Genomic DNA, 17,473 nt, shown 5'->3' on the forward strand with positions numbered 1-17,473 from the left:
AGGCCCGGGCCGCTGCCGGCGGCCACGTCCCGGCCGGTCGGCATGCCGGCCGGCACGGCCGCCCTACCGGGTGCCGTACATCCGGTCGCCGGCATCGCCGAGGCCCGGGACGATGTAGCCGTGGTCGTTGAGGTGGCTGTCGATGGCGGCAGTCCAGATCGGCACGTCCGGATGGGCGGCGCGGAGGTGGGCGATGCCCTCGGGCGCCGCCAGCAGGCAGACGAAGCGCAGGTCCTGCGCACCGCGCTGCTTCAGGCGCTCCAGGGCGGCGACGGCGGAGTTCGCGGTCGCCAGCATCGGATCGAGCACGAGCACGGTCCGGTCGGCGAGGTCCGACGGCGCCTTGAAATAATACTCGACCGCCTCAAGCGTGTCGGGATCGCGATAGAGGCCCACATGCGCGACCCGCGCCGAGGGCAGCAGCGAGAGCATGCCGTCGAGGAAGCCGACGCCGGCGCGCAGGATCGGGGCAAGGACGAGCTTCTTGCCCTGGATCTGGCGCCCCTCCATCGCCTGCAGAGGCGTCTCGATGGTGACCGGCTCGAGCGGCAGGTCGCGGGTGACCTCGTAGGCCAGCAGCATCCCGATCTCGTTGAGGAGCCGGCGGAACCCTTGGGTCGAACGCCTCTGGTCGCGCATCAGCGTGAGCTTGTGCTGAACCAGGGGATGATCCACCACCGTCACCGAAGCCGCCTGTCCCTGCATGGCCGATCCTCCCGTGCCGCGACGGCCCGGCGACCGTCACGTCTCAGGGCCACATGGCACGAAAGGCGCTGCCGCGGCCACATCCAAGGCTGCCCATGCAAGAAGGGCCCCCGCCTTGCGGCGGGAGCCCTCGATGACGCGGCGCGGCCGGCGGGATCAGGCGCCCGTCGTGCCGTCGCCGCCCTGCTGGCGGCGCTTGGCCATGAAGGCGTCGAACTGCTCGCGGTCCTTGGCGCGGCGCAGTTCCTCGACGAACTCGGCGAAGGCGCGGCTCTCCTCCTGCAGGGCGCGGCGCTGGGCGTCGAGCCGGTCGAGTTCGGCCTTGCGGTACTCGTCGAAGGCCCAGTTGCCGGTATTGCCGCCGGCATTGGCCGCCTCGAAGGCGCGGGCGAAGCGGGAGGCCGGCCGGCCCTCGCCGGTCCACGAGCCGGCGCCGCGCCGGGCGAGGTCGCGCAACTCGGTGAGCGCCGGATAGCCCGCGAGCTTCCAGGCGACGTAGGCGACGGCGAGCGGCCACCAGTAGATGAAGCTCACCACGATGGCACCGATCTCGAGGGAGCGGCGCGGGAACGGGCCGCTACGGCAAACCTTGCCGCTCGCCCAAGGGGAAGTGGAGGAAAAGCTCACGGTTCACGGCTCCGATGTTAATGTGAACCACATTCACATGCGGGTCCGCCGGCCCCGTTTCAAGGGTCGGCCACGCGAGATTTCCCGCGTGCCTCATCCGGGCCTCGCCGCGCCCGCTCCGTGCACGAGCGCGAGCACGCCGGCCCTCAGCAGCTCGTACTTGTCGGGCGTGCCGGGCCCACGCGGCAGCTGGCCTGCGGCCGAGAGCGTGGCGAGGCCATGGGAGAGCGCCCAGACCTCGAGGGCGATGAAGCGCGGGTCGACACCGGCGAACCCGTCCGGGAACGTCGCCTGCAGGGCCTCGACCAGCAGATCGAAGGGGCTCGGACGGTCGGGCAGCCCGGTCCCGAGATTGGCGCCGCGCGTCTCGAAGATCGCCGCGTAGTAGCCGGGCTCCTCCTCCGCGAAGGTGAGGTAGGCCTCGCCCATGCGGGTGAAGCGCTCGAGCGGGGTGCCCCGCGAGGTGAGCGCCCGGGCAAGCCTCTCGGCGAGATCCGCGAAGCCGCGGCCCGCCACCTCTTCCAGGAGCGCTTCGCGCCCGCGGAAATGACGGTAGAGGGCAGCCGGCGTGACCCCGACGAGCCGGGCCGCATCCACCAGGGTGAAGCCGCCGACGCCGCGCTCCGCGATGAACCGGCGCGCCGCCTCGATCAGGGCTTCCTTGAGGTTGCCGTGGTGGTAGCTGCGCCGGTCGCCCGGTCCTTCGCGCCAGGGTCGCAACGGGTCCTCCTCGCAGGCGCCCCACCGAGAACGGCGCGTGCCGTTTCAGGAACGTATCCCTCCCTAACACGGGAGCGCGGCTTTTCGACCCTGTTCGCGCTCCGCGCTCCACGGCCGTGGCTCGAATGTCCGCACGCCGCCCCGCGCACGGTTCCCCTCGGCCCTGCGCGGTACGGCTCCCGGATCCACGCGTCGCGGTGAGAGACCGGGGTTCGAAGCACGAGGCGCCTCCCTCGCCATGCGGGCCGGAGAGCCGCGTAGCGATGCGGGACCCTGCAGGCCTGCACCGATGGCCTTGCATCGACTGCCGCCCCCGGGGCGGCGCGCCGGGTGGAGGCGCCCATCGCTCAGGTGAGCGGGAAGGCCTGGCCTGCGGCGAGCGGCGGCAGGCCCAGGTGGCGCGCGACCGCCTGGCCGATATCGGCGAAACTCGCGCGCCGGCCGAGATCGCGGGCCGCGAGGCCGGGGCCGAAGGCGAGGACGGGCACCTGTTCGCGGGTGTGGTCTGTGCCGGCCCAGGTCGGGTCGTTGCCGTGGTCGGCCGTGATCAGGCAGAGGTCGCCGGGCGCGAGCGCCCGCTCGATCCCGGGCAGGCGGGCGTCGAAGGCTTCGAGCTCGGCCGCGTAGCCCGGCACGTCGCGGCGGTGGCCGTGCTCGGTGTCGAAATCCACGAGGTTGAGGAAGACGAGGCCGCCCTCGGGCAGGTCCCGGAACGCGTCGAGCGCCGCCGTCAGGCACGAATCGTTGCCGCCGGGCTTGACCTCGCGGCCGGTGGCGCGGTGGGCGAAGATGTCGCCGATCTTGCCGACGCTCACCACCGCGCGTCCGGCCTGCGCGCAGGCATCGAGGAGCGTGCGGCCCGGCGGCGCGACGGCGTAGTCCCGGCGGTTGCGGGTGCGCTGGAAGCCGGCCTCCGCCGAGCCGACGAAGGGCCGCGCGATCACGCGCCCGACCCGGTAGGCGTCGCAGAGCTCCCGCGCGAGCGCGCAGAGGTCGTAGAGGCGCGCCAGCCCGAACGCCTCCTCGTGGGCCGCGATCTGGAAGACGCTGTCGGCCGAGGTGTAGCAGATCGGCCTTCCCGTGCGCAGGTGCTCGGCCCCGAGCGCCTCGATGATGGCGATGCCCGGGGCGTGCACGTCGCCCAGGATGCCGGGCAGGCCGCCGCGCGCGATCAGCTGCCGCGTCAGCGCGTCCGGGAAGGCGGGGTGCGTGTCGGGGAAGTGGCCCCACGGCTCCAGCACCGGCACGCCCGCGATCTCCCAATGACCGGAGGGCGTGTCCTTGCCGGCAGCCGTCTCGACCGCGTGGCCGTAGGCGCCCCGCGGGGCGCCGGCGGGTTCGAGACCCGGGGGGAGCCGGCCGGTGGCGCCGCGCGCCGCGAGGCCGAGGCCGAGCGCGGCCAGATGCGGCAGCGCGAGCGGGCCCCGGCGCAGGCCCTCGCGGTCGCCGCGCCCCGCGGCGCAGGCCTGCGCGATGTGGCCCAGCGTGTCGGCGCCCGCGTCACCGTAGCGGGCGGCGTCCGGGGCGCCGCCGATGCCGACCGAATCGAGCACGATGAGCAGTGCGCGGGCCATCGCCTCAGGCGGTCTCGGTGTCGGCGAGCGTCTCACTCTCCATCGCGAAGGCGGCGGAGAACAGGGTGCGGGTATAGGCGGTCCTCGGCCGGGCGAAGATCTCCTCGGCAGGCCCCTCCTCCACGACCTGCCCGTGCTGCATCACCAGCACGTAGTTGGCGAGCGCCCGCACCACCTTGAGGTCGTGGCTGATGAACAGGTAGGCGAGCTTGCGCTCGCGCTGGAGGTCGCGCAGCAGCGTCACGATCTGCGACTGCACGGAGCGGTCGAGCGCCGAGGTCGGCTCGTCGAGGACGACGAAGCGGGGCTTGAGCACCATCGCCCGCGCGATCGCGATGCGCTGGCGCTGTCCGCCGGAGAATTCGTGCGGATAGCGGTCCATCGACGCCGGATCGAGCCCGACATCGGCCAGCGCCTGCGCGACCACGGCCCGGCGCTCCGCGGCCGAGCGGATCTCGCCCTGCACCACGAGCCCCTCGGCCACGATGTCGGCCACCGACATGCGCGGCGAGAGCGAGCCGTAGGGATCCTGGAAGACGACCTGCATGTCCCGCCGCAGGGGCCGCATGGCGGCGACGCCGAACGCGTCGATCGCCTGGCCCAGGAACACGACCGGTCCCTCGGAGCCCGTCAGCCGCAGGAGCGCGAGCCCGAGCGTGGTCTTGCCCGATCCGGATTCGCCCACCACCCCCACGGTCTCGCCCTCGCGCACCAGGAGCTTGACGCCGTCGACCGCCTTGATGTGCCCGGTGGTGCGCCGCAGGAGACCCTCCTTGATCGGGAACCAGACCTTGAGCGGGCCGGCCTCGACGAGGAAGGGCGCGTCCGTCGGCACCGAGTTGGCGCGCCCGGCCGGCTCCGAGCTGATCAGGCGCTGCGTGTATTCGTGGCGCGGATTCCCGAAGACTTCGGCCACCGGTCCGGCCTCGACGATCTTGCCCCGCAGCATCACGCAGACGCGGCCGGCGATGCGCTCGACGATGCCGAGATCGTGGGTGATGAACAGCATCGCCATGCCGAGCCGCCGCTGCAGGTCGGCGAGCAGCGACAGGATCTGAGCCTGCACGGTCACGTCGAGGGCGGTGGTGGGCTCGTCGGCGACGAGCAGGTCCGGCTCGCAGGCGAGCGCCATCGCGATCATCACGCGCTGGCGCTGGCCGCCCGACAATTCGTGCGGATAAGCGCCCATGCGCCGCTCGGCGTCGCGCAGGCCCACCAGTTCGAGGAGTTCGAGGATGCGCGCGCGCGCCTTCCGGCCCGTCAGGCCGCGGTGGAGCGCGAGAACCTCGCCGATCTGCCGCTGGATCGAGTGCAGCGGGTTGAGCGAGGTCATGGGCTCCTGGAACACCATGGTGATGTCGGCGCCCCGCACCTCGCGCAGGGCGCGCTCGGGCAGGCCCAGGAGATCGCGCCCCTTGAACAGGATGCGCCCGCCCGGATGATGGGCCGCCCCGTCGAGCAGGCGCAGGATCGAGAGCGCGGTCACCGACTTGCCCGAGCCCGATTCGCCCACCAGCGCCACTGTCTCGCCGGGTTCGATGGTGAAGCTCACCCCGTCGACGGCCCGCGTCTCGCCCTCCCGCGTGCGGAAGGCGACCGAGAGATCTTCGACGGACAGGAGCGGCTCGGTCATCGGGCTCTGGATTTCGAGGGGCGCATGTCGGGAGGCAGTCGGCGCGGGCTGGTGCGGCCTTGCCGGTTATAGCGCGGGCGGCCGGCTTGGGCGAACCATGCGGCGACGCGCGCACGGACCGGATTGAACCGCGGCCGCGCCACGCTAGAACCGGGGCCGTGACCAAGCTCCCGCTCCGGACCTGTGCCGCCGCTCTCGGCGCGCTCCTGCTCGCCGCGCCGGCCTCCGCCGCCCCGTCCGAGGGCGCCACCGAGACCGTCGAGCAGGCGCTCTGCCGGCTGATCGAGGGCTCGGCGAGGACGCAGGGGCTGCCCGTGCCCTTCCTGACGCGGCTGATCTGGCGCGAGAGCAGCTTCCGGGTCGGCGTCGTCAGCCCGGCCGGCGCGCAGGGGGTGGCGCAGTTCATGCCCGGCACGGCGCGCGAGCGGGGCCTCGTCGACCCGTTCGACCCCGAGCAGGCGATCCCGCACGCGGCGCATCTGCTGGCCGATCTCAGGCGCCAGTTCGGCAATCTCGGGCTCGCGGCGGCCGCCTATAACGGAGGCCCGACGCGCGTCTCGAACTGGCTCGCGGGCTCGGGCGACCTTCCTGCCGAGACGCGCGCCTACGTCTACGCCATCACCGGCCAGCCCGCCGAGGATTGGCGCGGGGGCGCGGGCAGCGTCGAGTTGGGACCGTCCGAGGGCAAGCCGCCGGACAAGCAGGCGCTCGACAAGCAGGGACCGGACAAGGCTGAGGCGAAGCCGGACGGCGCCCGGCGGGAAGCCGCCGAGAAGGCCGAGGCGGCGGAGCGGAAAGCGGAGGCGCCGCGGACCTGCCTGCAGGTCACGGCGGCGCTGCGCATCCCGTCGCGCGGGGACCGCTTCGCGCTCGGCCTGAACGAGGGGCCGGCCGCGCCCTGGGGCATCCAGCTCGCCGGCAACTTCTCGAAGGCGCTCGCGCTGCAGAGCTTCTCGCGGGCGCGGGCGGCCTACGCGCAGGTGATCGGCGAGGTGCGCCCGATGATCATCGGCACGCGCCTGCGCAGCCGCGGCACCCGCGCCTTCTACCGCATCCGCATCCCGGCCCAGAGCCGGCAGGCGGCGGACACGCTCTGCGGCAGGATCCGCACCGTCGGCGGCGCCTGCATCGTTCTCAGGACCTGAGCGCCCGCGTCCGCCTCCGCACCGCCACGCTCGCGACCGTCCGATTTCCTACCTTCGTCATGAATCCGCCCCGACCGGCATGCGATGGGGATGTGCGCAACCGAGAGACGCATGACCCGAGCCCTCACCGCCATCGCCAGCCTGGTCTGCCTCGCGCTCGCGGCGCTCGGCATGACGGCCTGCTCGCCGCTCGCCCTGTTCGACGCGATCGGCCCGCGCGATGCGGGCGGACGGCAGGCGCTGAAGAACCAGCCCTTCGGCCCGAACCCGCGCCAGCGCCTCGACGTGTTCGTGCCCGTATCGGCGCCCGAGACCGCGCCGGTGCTGGTCTTCTTCTACGGCGGCTCCTGGCAGAGCGGCGCGAAGGAGGATTACGCCTTCGTGGGCCAGGCGCTTGCCGCGCAGGGATTCGTGACGGTGGTGCCCGATTACCGGCTCTACCCGGAGGTGCAGTTCCCCGGCTTCTTGGAGGACGGCGCCGCCGCGATCGCCTGGGTGCGGGACAACATCGCGGCCTATGGCGGCGACCCGCGCCGGATCGTGCTCGCGGGGCATTCAGCTGGCGCCTACAACGCCGTGATGCTGGGTCTCGATCCGCACTACCTGCGGTCGGCGGGCGTCGACCCGAAGGTGGTGCGGGCGGTGGCCGGCCTGTCCGGCCCCTACGACTTCCTGCCCTTCGACCAGGAGACCGCGCAGCGCGTGTTCGGGCAGGCGCCCGACCCCGCCGCCACCCAGCCCGTCGCCTTCGTGGGTCCCCACTCGCCGCCGGCCTTCCTGGCCACCGGCGCGGCCGACACGGTGGTGCGCCCGCGCAATACCCAGAGCCTCGCGGCGAAGCTCCGCGCCGCCCGCGTGCCGGTGCAGGAGCGGATCTATCCGGGCCTCGACCATTCCGACACGCTGCTGGCGCTCTCGGTGACCTTCCGGTCGAAGGCCCCGGCGCTGGCCGAGATGGCGGCCTTCCTGCAGGGCCAGGCCAACCCGCGCGTCCAGGCTGCGGCCCGCGCGCGGCCCTGACCGGCCCCGCGCGCAGGCGCGCTACCGCGCAGATTCGGTTCCGCGCGGTCGAGCGCGTTTCCAGCCACACCGATCAGGCTCTCTCGGCACGGGGAAGGATGCAGGAGCTGCATCCCGGATCCTGTCCCGCATGGCCTATGGCCGGGGTCGCCTCGCGGCCGGCGCCCGGCGCGGAAGCGCGTCGTCATCGACGACGAGATGCGCGGCGGGCGGGAAAGCGCTCACCCACGGGCTCGTGAAGGGCGGCTCGGTCGATCGGCCGCGCCGACACGTTGACGGCGAGCGCGACCGCATCTTGACCTGAGCGAACGATCGGGACCACTCGAACACGGGCCGCGGACGCAGAAAGCCGCGGCACTGATCGGAGGAAACATGATGATCACGCGACGCACCCTGCTCGGCACGGCTGCGGCGGGCACTGGCCTCCTCGCCTGCCCTGCCATCCTGCGGGCACAGGCGCCGAGGGTGCTGAAGCTCTCGCACCAGTTCCCCGGCGGCACCCTCGAGGAGGGCGATGCGCGCGACCGCATCTGCCGCCGCTTCGCGCTGGACATCGAGAAGCGCACCGGCGGCAGCCTGACGGTCCAGGTTTATCCGAACTCGTCGCTGATGAAGACGCTCGCCCAGTTCAGCGCCGTCCGCAAGGGCGCGCTCGACCTGAGCCTCGTGCCGCTCTCCTACGCCGGCGGCGAGGTGGTGGAGGCCAATCTCGGCCTGATGCCGGCGCTCGTGTCGAGCTACGACCAGGCCGCCAAGTGGCGGACGGCGCGGATCGGCGAGGAGCTGGCCAAGGCCTTGAGCGACAAGGGCGTGATCATCGTGACCTGGATCTGGCAGTCGGGCGGCATCGCCTCCCGCGTGCACCCGATCCTGGTGCCCACGGACGTCAAGGGCGTGAAGATCCGCGGCGGCGGGCGCGAGATGGACATGATGTTCTCGAGCGCGGGCGGCATCGTCTCCACCATGCCGTCGAGCGAGATGTATATCGGCATGCAGACCGGGGCGCTGGAAGCCGCCGTCAGTGCCTCGACCAGCCTAATCTCCTTCCGCCTCGACGAGATGACCAAGAACCTGACCGCCGGGCGGGGCCGCTCGTTCTGGTTCATCCTGGAGCCGCTGATCATCTCCAAGGCGACATTCGATGCCCTGACGCCGGAGCAGCAGAAGGCCGTGCGGGAGGTCGGGCTGGAACTGGAGGCGTTCTCGTTCGCGGCGGCCAGGCACGACGACGAGGAGATCACCCGGATCTACGCGGCGCGCGGTGCCAAGATCCACGATCTCACGGGCGAGCACATCGACAAGTGGCGGGAGCTCGCCCGCGAGACGGCCTGGAAGGACTTCGCGGGAAAATCCGCCCGGACGGCCGAGCTCCTGAAGCTGGCCGAGCAGGTGCCCTGAGCCGGGCCGGGACGGCTTCGACGCAAGGTCGCGGCCGGCGGTCGCTGCCCGCGAACGGGTCGGCCGGACAGGGCCTCATGCCGTCGCCGGCCGGCGAGTTCGGCTTCCCGGCTTCGCAGCGCGTCCCCGCCGCTCGCGGGCCGGAGCGGCATCCCCGGTCGGCTTGCATCCCGGTGGTCGGACCTGACGCTCGGTGCCCGTAGCCAAGGGCTGCTTGCGAGCCGTTGCGGATCGTCGCCTGTCGTCCTGAGCCGCCGCTTTGGAGCGAGCGGATGAACCCGCTGAACGGCCGAGATGGGCGCGAAGCCATTGCCACCTCGGCGACGGGCGGATGTCGGTCGCCATCCTTCGCAAGCCTTACCTTTGCAAGCCTTACGCCGGATGGTTGGATGAACGGGATGCTGCGGCATCCATGCGAGTCGAAGGCGATGCCCGATCGCCGGCAGCGCGAGGTAGGAGCCACCATGGTCGCCAAGAACACGATCTGCCTCTGGTACGACAAGGACGCCGAGGCCGCCGCCCGCTTCTACGCCGAGACATTCCCGGAGAGCGCGATGGGGGCCGTCCACCGGGCGCCGGCCGACTACCCGTCGGGGAAGGCGGGCGACGTGCTGACGGTCGAGTTCACGGTGGCCGGCATCCCGTGCATCGGCCTGAACGGCGGGTCCGCGTTCCGGCACAGCGAGGCCTTCTCGTTCCAGATCGCCACGGACGACCAGGCGGAGACGGACCGTCTGTGGAACGCGATCGTCGGCAATGGCGGGCAGGAAAGCGCCTGCGGCTGGTGCAAGGATCGCTGGGGCATCTCGTGGCAGATCACGCCGCGCGTGCTCACCGCCGCGATGGCGGCCGGCGGCGAGGAGGCGAAACGCGCCTTCACGGCCATGATGACCATGCGCAAGATCGACGTCGCGGCGATCGAGGCGGCCCGGCGCGGATAACGTATGTCCGCAGCCGCGTTCCGGTCTCAGGCCTCGCGCCGCGTCAGGCGCTCGACCCGGCCGCGCAGGGCCTGCAGGCTGCGATAGCCGACCGCGGCCGAGATCTCGCGCGGGGCACGCCCGTCGGCGGCGAGCGCGAGCGCCCGCACGACCCGCGCCCGCGCCCGCCACGCGGCGAAGCTCAGGCCCGTCTCGTGACGGAACCCCCGGGTCAGGGTGCGGCGGCTCACCCCGCCGTGCTCCGCCCAGGCGTCGATGTCGAGGGCCAGGGCCGGGTCGTCGATCAGCCCGAGGCAGATCCGCCGCAGCCGGGCATCCTGCGGCAGCGGCAGCGTCAGGGGCGTCTCGGGCGCCCGCGCGATCTCGTCGAGCACCAGGGCCGCGAGATGGCCGCCGCGCCCGTCCTCGTCGTACAGGACCGGTTCCCGCGTGAGCGCGGCGAGCGCCGCGGCGAGGAGCGGCGAGACCTCGATCACCTGCGCGCGCGCCGGGAATCCCGCGACGGCCTCGGCGGCGAGATAGGCGGAGCACATCGAGACGGCGCCGTGCATCACCACCGCGTGGGGCAGGCGCGGAGGGATCCAGAGGGCGTGCCCTTCGGGCACGACCCAGGTGCCGTCCTCGGCGCTCGCCATCATCAGGCCCGCCGTCGCGTAGAGGAGCTGGGCCCGCGGATGGAAGTGCCGCTCGGTCCGGCTGCCGGCCGCGAAGGTCTTGGGCATCACCGCGACCCGGCGCGGCACGTCCTGGTAATCCTCGGCCCGAATCGATCGCATCGCCGCTTCCTCGGCCGTCACCTTGGCCCGATCGCGTACATCTTCGGCCCGACAGCGTCCATCGGGTCAGGTATGGACGGGGCGAGACCACGGAGATGCCGGCCCAATGGCGCCCGAGACCCTGTCCCGCCGCACGCTGCGCTTCGTCAACGTCGCGCACGCGCTCGACCATTACGTGCTCCTGATCTACCCGACCGCCGTGATCGCCATCGCGGCGCAGACGGGCCTGAGCTACGGCGAGCTGATCGGGCTCGCCACGGGCGCCTTCGTGGCCTTCGGCCTGTGCTCGCTGCCGATGGGCTGGCTCGCCGACCGCTACGGGCGGCGCACCCTGCTGGCGATCTTCTTCTTCGGCTACGGGCTGTCCTGCCTCGGCGTGGCGAGCGCGGCGACCCCCGCGGCCTTCGCGATCTGGCTCTGCGTGCTCGGCCTCGCCTCCGCGATCTATCACCCCGTCGGCTCGACCATGCTGGTCAGCCACGCGCGCCGGCTCGGGCACGACCTCGGGGTGAACGGCGTCTGGGGCAATTTCGGCGCGGCCACCGCCTCCGGCGTCACGGCCTTTCTCGCCGCCGGCCTCGGCTGGCAGGCGGCCTTCGTGCTGCCCGGGCTCGTGTGCCTCGCCTGCGGCACGGCCTTCCTTGCGCTCGTGCCCGGCGACGGCGACGGCGGCGCCCGCAGGGGCGGCGGCGCGCCGGTCATCCCGGTCTCCCGCCCGCTCGCGCTGCTGGCCGTGTTCGGCATCGCGATCGTGGCGGGCGGCATGACCTTCAACATCACCACGATCGCGATGCCGAAGGTGATCGACGAGCGCGTCGGCGACGGGCTGCCGCTCGCGCTGATCGGCTCGCTCGCGACCCTCGTGTTCGTGTTCGGCGCCCTGACGCAGGTGCTGATGGGGCGCCTGATCGACCGCTACAGCCTGCCGACGCTGTTCGTCGGGCTCGCCGTGCTGCAGCCGCTCGGGCTCGGCATCGCGGCGGCCGGCTCGGGGCTCCCCCTCCTCGTCGGACTCGTCCTCACCATGGCGGCGCTCTACGGGCAGGTCGTCATCAACGACGCGATGGTGGCCCGCTACGTGCCGGTCGCCTACCGGGCCCGGGCCTATAGCGTGCGCTACTTCCTGGGCTTCACGGTCGCGGGCTTCGTGGTGCCGATGATCGCGCTCCTGCACGAGCGCGGCGGCTTCGGGCTCGTGCTCGGGCTCGCGGCCGCGTTCGGGTTCGTGATCTTCGCCTCGGCGCTCGGCTTCTTCGGGCTGACGCGGCGCGACGGCGCGCGGGCCCTCGCGCCCGCCGAGTGAGCCGCCCGCATCAACCTTAAGGCGCGATAAACGGGCGCAAGCCGCGCGCCCGGCCGGCCGCTCGCGTCTTTCCCGGCTAGGATGGCGCGTCGCCGGCCCGTTCGGGCCCACGCGACCTCCCCGCCATGAGGCCGCCCGTGTCTTCGGCTGCACCGATCGACGTCGTTCCCGCCGCGCCCGCCGCGCCGGCCGCCCGCGACATCCCGGACTGGATGCGGGTCGGGCTGAACGTCGCCGTCTTCGTGGCGTTCTGGAACCATCTCTGGCTCGTCGACATCAGCGACCGCTCGCTGCTCGAAGCTTCCGAGGGCGGCAGCCTCGGCACGCAGGCGATCTTCGTGGGCCTCGCGCTCGCCATGGGCGCGGTGCTGTGGCGGCTCGGGCTCGGCCGCTTCCGGGCGCTCGCGACCTGGCCGTTGCTGCTCTGCGCCGGGTGGCTCGGGCTCACCGTCCTGACCTCGGTCGAGCCGATGCTGTCAATCCGGCGCGTGCTGTTCCTCCTCATCACGGCGTTCCTCGCCGCCGGAGTGCTCGTCGTCGCGCGGGACCGGCGCCAGTTCGCCGTGACGCTGGCGATCGGCGCCGCGATCATCCTGGCGTCCTGCTACCTGGCGGTCGCGCTCGTGCCGAACCTCGCGGTGCATTCCGCCTTCGACGTGGAGAGCGACCCGTCCCATCCCGGCCTGTGGCGCGGCATCTACCCGCACAAGAACATGGCCGGCGCCGGCATGGTCATCCTGACGATCGTCGGCCTCTACGTCGCGGCCGTCCTGAGCCGTTTCCTCGGCTGGCTGATCGCGGGCGCGGCCGCGATCTTCCTGCTCGGCACCTTCTCGAAGACCTCCCTCGCGCTGCTGCCGATCATCCTGGCGGTCACGGCCCTGTGCCGCCTCCTCACCGGGCGGGCGATCCGCGCGCTGCTGCTCGTCGGCCCCGTCCTCGTCCTCAGCGTCGTCTCGGTGGGGTCGATCTTCCTGCCGCCCGTGCAGGAGCTTCTCGGGATGCTGGTCCCCGACGCCTCCTTCACCGGGCGCAGCGAGATCTGGACCTTCGCAGTCGAGAACATCGCGCAGCGCCCGCTCATCGGCTGGGGCTACGGCGCCTTCTGGATGACCGAGCGCACCATGTACGGAAGCGGGCTCGTGTCGGACTGGACCCACACGGCCAACCACGCCCACAACGCCTATCTCGACACCGCCCTGATCATGGGCCTGCCGGGCCTCGCCGTCACGATCCTGGCGCTCGTGCTGGCGCCGCTGCGGGACCTGCTCCGCCTCGCCGCCGGGCGTGATCTCGATCCCACGACGCTGCTGTTCGTTCGCCTCTGGTTCTTCGCGCTCGTCACGGCGAACTTCGAATCCGCTCTCTACAACGGCAACGACGCGACCTGCTGCATGCTGATGATGTCCGTCTTCGGCCTGCGCCTGCAGATGTCCCACCGGATGATCGCGGGCTGAGGCGCGCTTGCCCTCATTGCGGCAGTTCGAACACCACGAGCGCGTCGCCCGTGCCGAAGCCCGACGCCCTGGTGTAGGAGGAGCCGCCCGCCGCCACCGCCAGGTATTGCCGCCCGTCGAGCGCGAAGGTGACGGGCGGCCCGCTGATGCCCGCCCCGCACTGGAAGCGCCACAGGACGGCGCCGGTGCGCGCGTCGTGCGCGTCGAGATGCCCGTCCTCCTCGCCCGAGAAGACGAGGCCGCCCGCCGTCGACAGCGTGCCGCCCGAGAGCCGGCTCCCGGCCTTCACGGACCACGCGATCCGGCCCCCGGCGCGCAGATCGATCGCCGTCAGCGTGCTGAAGGCGGGCTCGCCCCGCGCCTCGCTCGTCTCGGTGTAGCGGATCTCGGGGCGGCCACCCGCCGCCGGCACGGTCTTGACCGTGTAGGTCGCCGCGCCGTGGCGCACCTGCGCGAAGGCCAGCCCGAGCGCCGGGTCGTAGGCGACCGGGTGCCAGGAGATCGCCCCGAGCGGCCCCGGGCTCACCACCGTGCCCTCCGGCGTCGGCGGCGCGTAGAGGTTCTTGTGCCGGATCACGGGCTCGGATCGGGCCAGCAGCCGCCCCGTCGCGCGGTCGTGCACGTAGAGCCAGCCGGTCTTGCTCGCCTGCGCCACCGCCTTCACGGGGCCGTCGGGCGTCGGATAGTCGAGCAGGAAGGGCGGGCTCGCGACGTCGTAGCCCCACTCGTCGTGGGGCACCTGCTGGAAGTGCCAGCGCAGGCTGCCGGTGCGCAGGTCGAGCGCCACGAGGCTCATCGTGTAGAGGTTGTCGCCCGGCCGGGTCAGGCCGAAATTCTGCGGCGCCGGGTTGCCGGTGCCGAGATAGATCAGGCCGAGATCCGGGTCGTAGGCCGGCGTCATCCAGAGCGAGCCGCCGCCGACCCGCCAGGCCTCGCGGTTGGCGGGAGCGGCCGCCTTCTCGGCCGCGACGTCGCGGTGGAGGGGCACGCCGTCCGCGGTCCTCTCGACGAAACCGCCCTCCCAGCCGTCGGCCTTCGTCACGTACCAGCGCCAGCGCTCGGCGCCGGTCCTCGCGTCGTAGGCCGCGAGCCAGCCGCGGCGGCCGTAGCCGCCCTCGATGCCGACCACCGCCCCGCCGTCGAGGCCGCCCTTGTCGTCCTCGACGTGCAGGCCGTAGCCGGCGCCCGCCACGCCCACGATGACGAGGCCTTCGGCCACGAGCGGCGGCATCTTGAAGCCGAGCCGGCTCGATCCCTGGACCGGCTTGTCGCCCAGGCGCGCCGCGAGCGCCGAGGCCGTCTCGGTCTCGCCCTCCTCGGGCCGCACCGCCTCGTGGTCCCAGACGATCTTGCCCGTCTTCGCGTCGAGGGCGATGACCCGCCCGTCCATGGTCGCCTCGTAGACGAGGCCGTTCGCGACCGCGACGCCCCGGTTCGAGGGCGGCCCGAAGATCTTCTCGGTCCGCGCCTTGTGCGTGTAGGTCCAGAGCACCCGGCCGGTCCTCGCCTCGAGCGCCGCGACGTGGTTGCCCGTCGTCGAGACGTACATTACGCCGTCGACGATCACCGGCTCGGCCTGGAAGAAGCCGGTCACGCCGGTCTGGAAGATCCAGGCGGGCCGGAGCCGGGCGACGTTGCTCCGGTCGATCCGGTCGAGAGGCGAGTGGTGGCCGTTGCCGTGGTCGCCGCCGAAGACCGGCCAGTCCTCAGCGAGGGCCGGCGAGCCGGCCGAGAGCAGGAGCGCGAGCAGGAGGCGCGCCGGGCGTGCGGGCCGGCGGGGGCTGTCGACGGGCATCGGGCGGTGTGTCCTCGGGTTCGGGCGGTCTCGCCCGGACGTCTGTTTCGGGGCGAGCCTACAGCGCTTCGGCGTAGAGCGCGCGGGCATCGGCCTCCGTCAGCGCGCGCGGGTTGTTCACGAGAAGGCGGGTCTGCAGCATCGCGTCTCGGGCCAGGGCCGGGATGTCGTCGCGGGTGATGCCGGCCGCCGAGAGGCGGGCGTCGAGGCCGAGTTCCGGGGCGAGCCGGGCGAGCGCCGCGACGAGGGACTGCGTGCGCGCTTCGGCGCTGCCGGCCGCCTCCGGCACCAGGATCCCGGCGAGTTCCGCGTAGAGCGCCGCGGCGGCGGGCGCGTTGAAGCGGATCACGGGGGCGAGCACCATCGCGTTCGAGAGCCCATGCGGCACGTGGAAGCGCGCCCCGACCGGGTAGGCGAGCGCGTGCACCGCCGCCACCGGCGCGTTGGCGAAGGCCGTGCCGGCGAGCATCGCGCCGAGCAGCATGCCCTCGCGGGCCGCCCGGTCGCGGCCGTCGCGGCAGGCCGTGCGGATGTGGCGCCAGAGGAGCGCCAGCGCCTCGCGGGCCAGCGCGTCCGAGAGCGGATTCTTGCGGTGCCGGCTCGTATAGGCCTCGATCGCGTGCACCATCGCGTCGATGCCGGTCGCTGCTGTCACGGCCGGCGGCAGGCCGAGGGTGAGGTCGGCGTCGAGCACCGCCCAGTCGGGCAGGAGAACGGGGGCGACGACGCCCTTCTTCTCGCCGGCAGGCGTCGTCAGGATCGCGATCGGCGTCACCTCCGAGCCGGTCCCGGCGGTCGTCGGGGCGAGAACCAGCGGCAGGCGCGGCCCGCGGGCGAGGCCGACGCCGTAGATCTCGGCGAGGGGCTGCGGCGTGCGCGCCAGGAGCGCCACGAGCTTGGCGACGTCGAGGGAGGAGCCGCCGCCGAGGCCCAGCACCGCGTCGGCCTCCGCCTCGCGCGCCTGCGCCGCCGCGGCCTCGACCGCCGATTCCGGCGGGTCGGCCGTGACACCGGCATAGAGGCTCGCGGCGATGCCGGCGGCCTTCAGCCCGTCGAGGGCCGGACCGAGGAGCCCTGCCCGCGCGATGCCGGAATCGGTCACGAGGAGGGCGCGGCGGCAGCCGAGATCGCGCAGCAGGCCGGCGATCCTGCCCGAGGCACCGGCCTCGACGAGGAGCGAGGGCGTTGTCTGGAAGGTGAAGCCCATCGTCGCGGCCCGTCCCCTGATGGCGAGTGAACGGAATCGAAGCCCGGGCGCGGCATGGCTGTCAATCGTGGGACCGGGCAGCGCATGCGGCCCGACGCTGCCCGGATGACCCTGCCCAGATGACGCTGGCCGGATTCAGGCCGGGCGCGGCGCCCGGGCGACCTGGGCCGGGGTGTCGGCGGCGCCCATGGCCCGCGCCATCTCGGCGGCGCTCTGCCCGGTGCCGTCGCGGCGGTCCGGATCCGCCCCGTGCGCGAGCAGCAGGTCCACCATCTCGGTGCGGTTGAACATCGCCGCCAGCATCAGGGCCGTGCGGCCGCCCTCGCCCGTGCCGTCGACCCGCGCGCCGTGCGCGAGCAGCAGCCGCGCGATGCCGGTCTCGCCCTTGAAGGCCGCGCCCGCGAGCGGCGTCTGGCCGCGATCGTTGGCGAGTTCCGGGTCGCCGCCGGCCTCCAGGATCACCCGCGTCGCGGCCTCTTGGCCGTTATAGGCGGCGAGCATCAGCAGGCTGTCGCCCTTGTCGTTGCGCAGATTGGCCGGGAGCCCCTGCGCGAACAGCGCGGCCAGCTCCTCCGCGTGCCCGGCCCGGGCGTACTGGAAGACCCGGCCCGCGAAGGCGAGAGTCTCGGCGTCGAGGACGGGCTTCGGAGCGTCGGGGTCGGCCATCGGGGTCTCGGGCGAGGATTTCCGTCCCGCGCATCTGGCGCCGGCGCGCTCCCCTGTCCAGCCCGCATAGGGGCGGGCCTCCCTCTGGCCCCGAAGCCGGGCTGGCCTCGTCACGGTCCGGGCGCCCGCCCTCGCGACCGGCCGCCCTCCGCTTCGGCGAAGATCGCTCCAGGTCGGCCGCCCGCAGCGCTCGGCAGGCCTCAACCGGACGGCAAGATCGGCGCCAGAATACAACTTCAAAGTGTAATATGAATATCTTCCGGAACAGGGCCAGATCCGATTACATTTCGGCACGACGGAACTACGCCCGCATTGAAACTGGACAGAATTTACAACCAACATAAGTTAGGATAATCCGGAAACATCAGAATCACGCCCGGACCGGCGCCCGGCTCCGACGGTGAAAACGCTGCTCAAACCTCGGGCTTGCTCGCCGCGCGGGGTGATTATTGAGATGCGAGCGGACATCGTCGCGGGAGTTCATCGATTGTCCATCGGAGTCTCGA

At 72.7% G+C, this 17,473-nt stretch carries 15 protein-coding genes; 6 read left to right on the forward strand and 9 right to left on the reverse strand.

What is annotated here, in order from left to right; all coding sequences use genetic code 11:
• Positions 1-63: 63 nt before the first annotated feature.
• The 5 genes from upp to WDW90_RS01820 form a co-directional block, all read right to left on the reverse strand.
• Positions 64-705, reverse strand: a complete 642-nt coding sequence (upp, locus tag WDW90_RS01800) for a uracil phosphoribosyltransferase (RefSeq protein ID WP_336485552.1) — start codon at positions 703-705, stop codon at positions 64-66.
• Positions 706-861: 156 nt separating this feature from the next.
• Positions 862-1,332, reverse strand: coding sequence for a DUF2852 domain-containing protein (locus tag WDW90_RS01805; RefSeq protein ID WP_336485553.1), 471 nt, complete (start codon positions 1,330-1,332; stop codon positions 862-864).
• Positions 1,333-1,425: 93 nt separating this feature from the next.
• Positions 1,426-2,052 carry a TetR/AcrR family transcriptional regulator gene (locus tag WDW90_RS01810; protein ID WP_336485554.1) on the reverse strand — a complete coding sequence of 209 codons (627 nt, stop codon included), beginning with the start codon at positions 2,050-2,052 and terminating at the stop codon, positions 1,426-1,428.
• A gap of 347 nt (positions 2,053-2,399) precedes the next feature.
• Positions 2,400-3,626, reverse strand: coding sequence for a phosphopentomutase (locus WDW90_RS01815; RefSeq protein WP_336485555.1), 1,227 nt, complete (start codon positions 3,624-3,626; stop codon positions 2,400-2,402).
• Positions 3,627-3,630: 4 nt separating this feature from the next.
• Positions 3,631-5,259: an ABC transporter ATP-binding protein gene (locus WDW90_RS01820; RefSeq protein WP_336485556.1), complete on the reverse strand. Its 1,629-nt coding sequence runs from the start codon at positions 5,257-5,259 to the stop codon at positions 3,631-3,633.
• Between the two features lie 158 nt (positions 5,260-5,417).
• Here WDW90_RS01820 and WDW90_RS01825 point away from each other — a divergent pair, with 158 nt between their 5' ends.
• The 4 genes from WDW90_RS01825 to WDW90_RS01840 all read left to right on the forward strand — a co-directional run bounded on the left by WDW90_RS01825 (position 5,418) and on the right by WDW90_RS01840 (position 9,763).
• Positions 5,418-6,404, forward strand: coding sequence for a lytic transglycosylase domain-containing protein (locus WDW90_RS01825; protein WP_336485557.1), 987 nt, complete (start codon positions 5,418-5,420; stop codon positions 6,402-6,404).
• Positions 6,405-6,515: 111 nt separating this feature from the next.
• A complete protein-coding gene (locus WDW90_RS01830; RefSeq protein ID WP_336485558.1) occupies positions 6,516-7,424 on the forward strand; it encodes an alpha/beta hydrolase in 909 nt (302 codons plus the stop codon).
• Between the two features lie 375 nt (positions 7,425-7,799).
• Complete coding sequence (gene dctP, locus WDW90_RS01835; RefSeq protein WP_336485755.1) at positions 7,800-8,822, forward strand: TRAP transporter substrate-binding protein DctP; 1,023 nt, start codon at positions 7,800-7,802, stop codon at positions 8,820-8,822.
• Between the two features lie 464 nt (positions 8,823-9,286).
• Positions 9,287-9,763: a VOC family protein gene (locus tag WDW90_RS01840; RefSeq protein WP_336485756.1), complete on the forward strand. Its 477-nt coding sequence runs from the start codon at positions 9,287-9,289 to the stop codon at positions 9,761-9,763.
• A gap of 26 nt (positions 9,764-9,789) precedes the next feature.
• On the opposite strand, the gene WDW90_RS01845 is transcribed toward WDW90_RS01840, so the two are convergent.
• The gene (locus WDW90_RS01845) at positions 9,790-10,539 is read right to left on the reverse strand and encodes an AraC family ligand binding domain-containing protein (RefSeq protein ID WP_336485559.1); all 750 of its coding nucleotides are present in this window, start codon (positions 10,537-10,539) and stop codon (positions 9,790-9,792) included.
• A 106-nt stretch (positions 10,540-10,645) separates the two neighbouring features.
• On the opposite strand from WDW90_RS01845, the gene WDW90_RS01850 reads away from it, so the two are divergent.
• On the forward strand, positions 10,646-11,842 hold the full coding sequence (locus WDW90_RS01850) for an MFS transporter (RefSeq protein ID WP_336485560.1): 1,197 nt from the start codon (positions 10,646-10,648) through the stop codon (positions 11,840-11,842).
• 137 nt (positions 11,843-11,979) lie between these two features.
• Positions 11,980-13,299, forward strand: a complete 1,320-nt coding sequence (locus WDW90_RS01855; protein WP_336485561.1) for an O-antigen ligase family protein — start codon at positions 11,980-11,982, stop codon at positions 13,297-13,299.
• Between the two features lie 13 nt (positions 13,300-13,312).
• On the opposite strand, the gene WDW90_RS01860 is transcribed toward WDW90_RS01855, so the two are convergent.
• From WDW90_RS01860 to WDW90_RS01870, 3 genes are all read right to left on the reverse strand, one after another.
• On the reverse strand, positions 13,313-15,094 hold the full coding sequence (locus tag WDW90_RS01860; RefSeq protein ID WP_336485562.1) for a pyrroloquinoline quinone-dependent dehydrogenase: 1,782 nt from the start codon (positions 15,092-15,094) through the stop codon (positions 13,313-13,315).
• A 58-nt stretch (positions 15,095-15,152) separates the two neighbouring features.
• Positions 15,153-16,301 carry an iron-containing alcohol dehydrogenase gene (locus WDW90_RS01865; protein ID WP_336485563.1) on the reverse strand — a complete coding sequence of 383 codons (1,149 nt, stop codon included), beginning with the start codon at positions 16,299-16,301 and terminating at the stop codon, positions 15,153-15,155.
• A gap of 135 nt (positions 16,302-16,436) precedes the next feature.
• The gene (locus WDW90_RS01870; RefSeq protein ID WP_336485564.1) at positions 16,437-16,967 is read right to left on the reverse strand and encodes an ankyrin repeat domain-containing protein; all 531 of its coding nucleotides are present in this window, start codon (positions 16,965-16,967) and stop codon (positions 16,437-16,439) included.
• Positions 16,968-17,473: the final 506 nt, after the last annotated feature.

The sequence above is a fragment of the Methylobacterium nigriterrae genome, from assembly GCF_037106235.1.
Taxonomy (GTDB): Bacteria; Pseudomonadota; Alphaproteobacteria; order Rhizobiales; family Beijerinckiaceae; genus Methylobacterium; species Methylobacterium nigriterrae.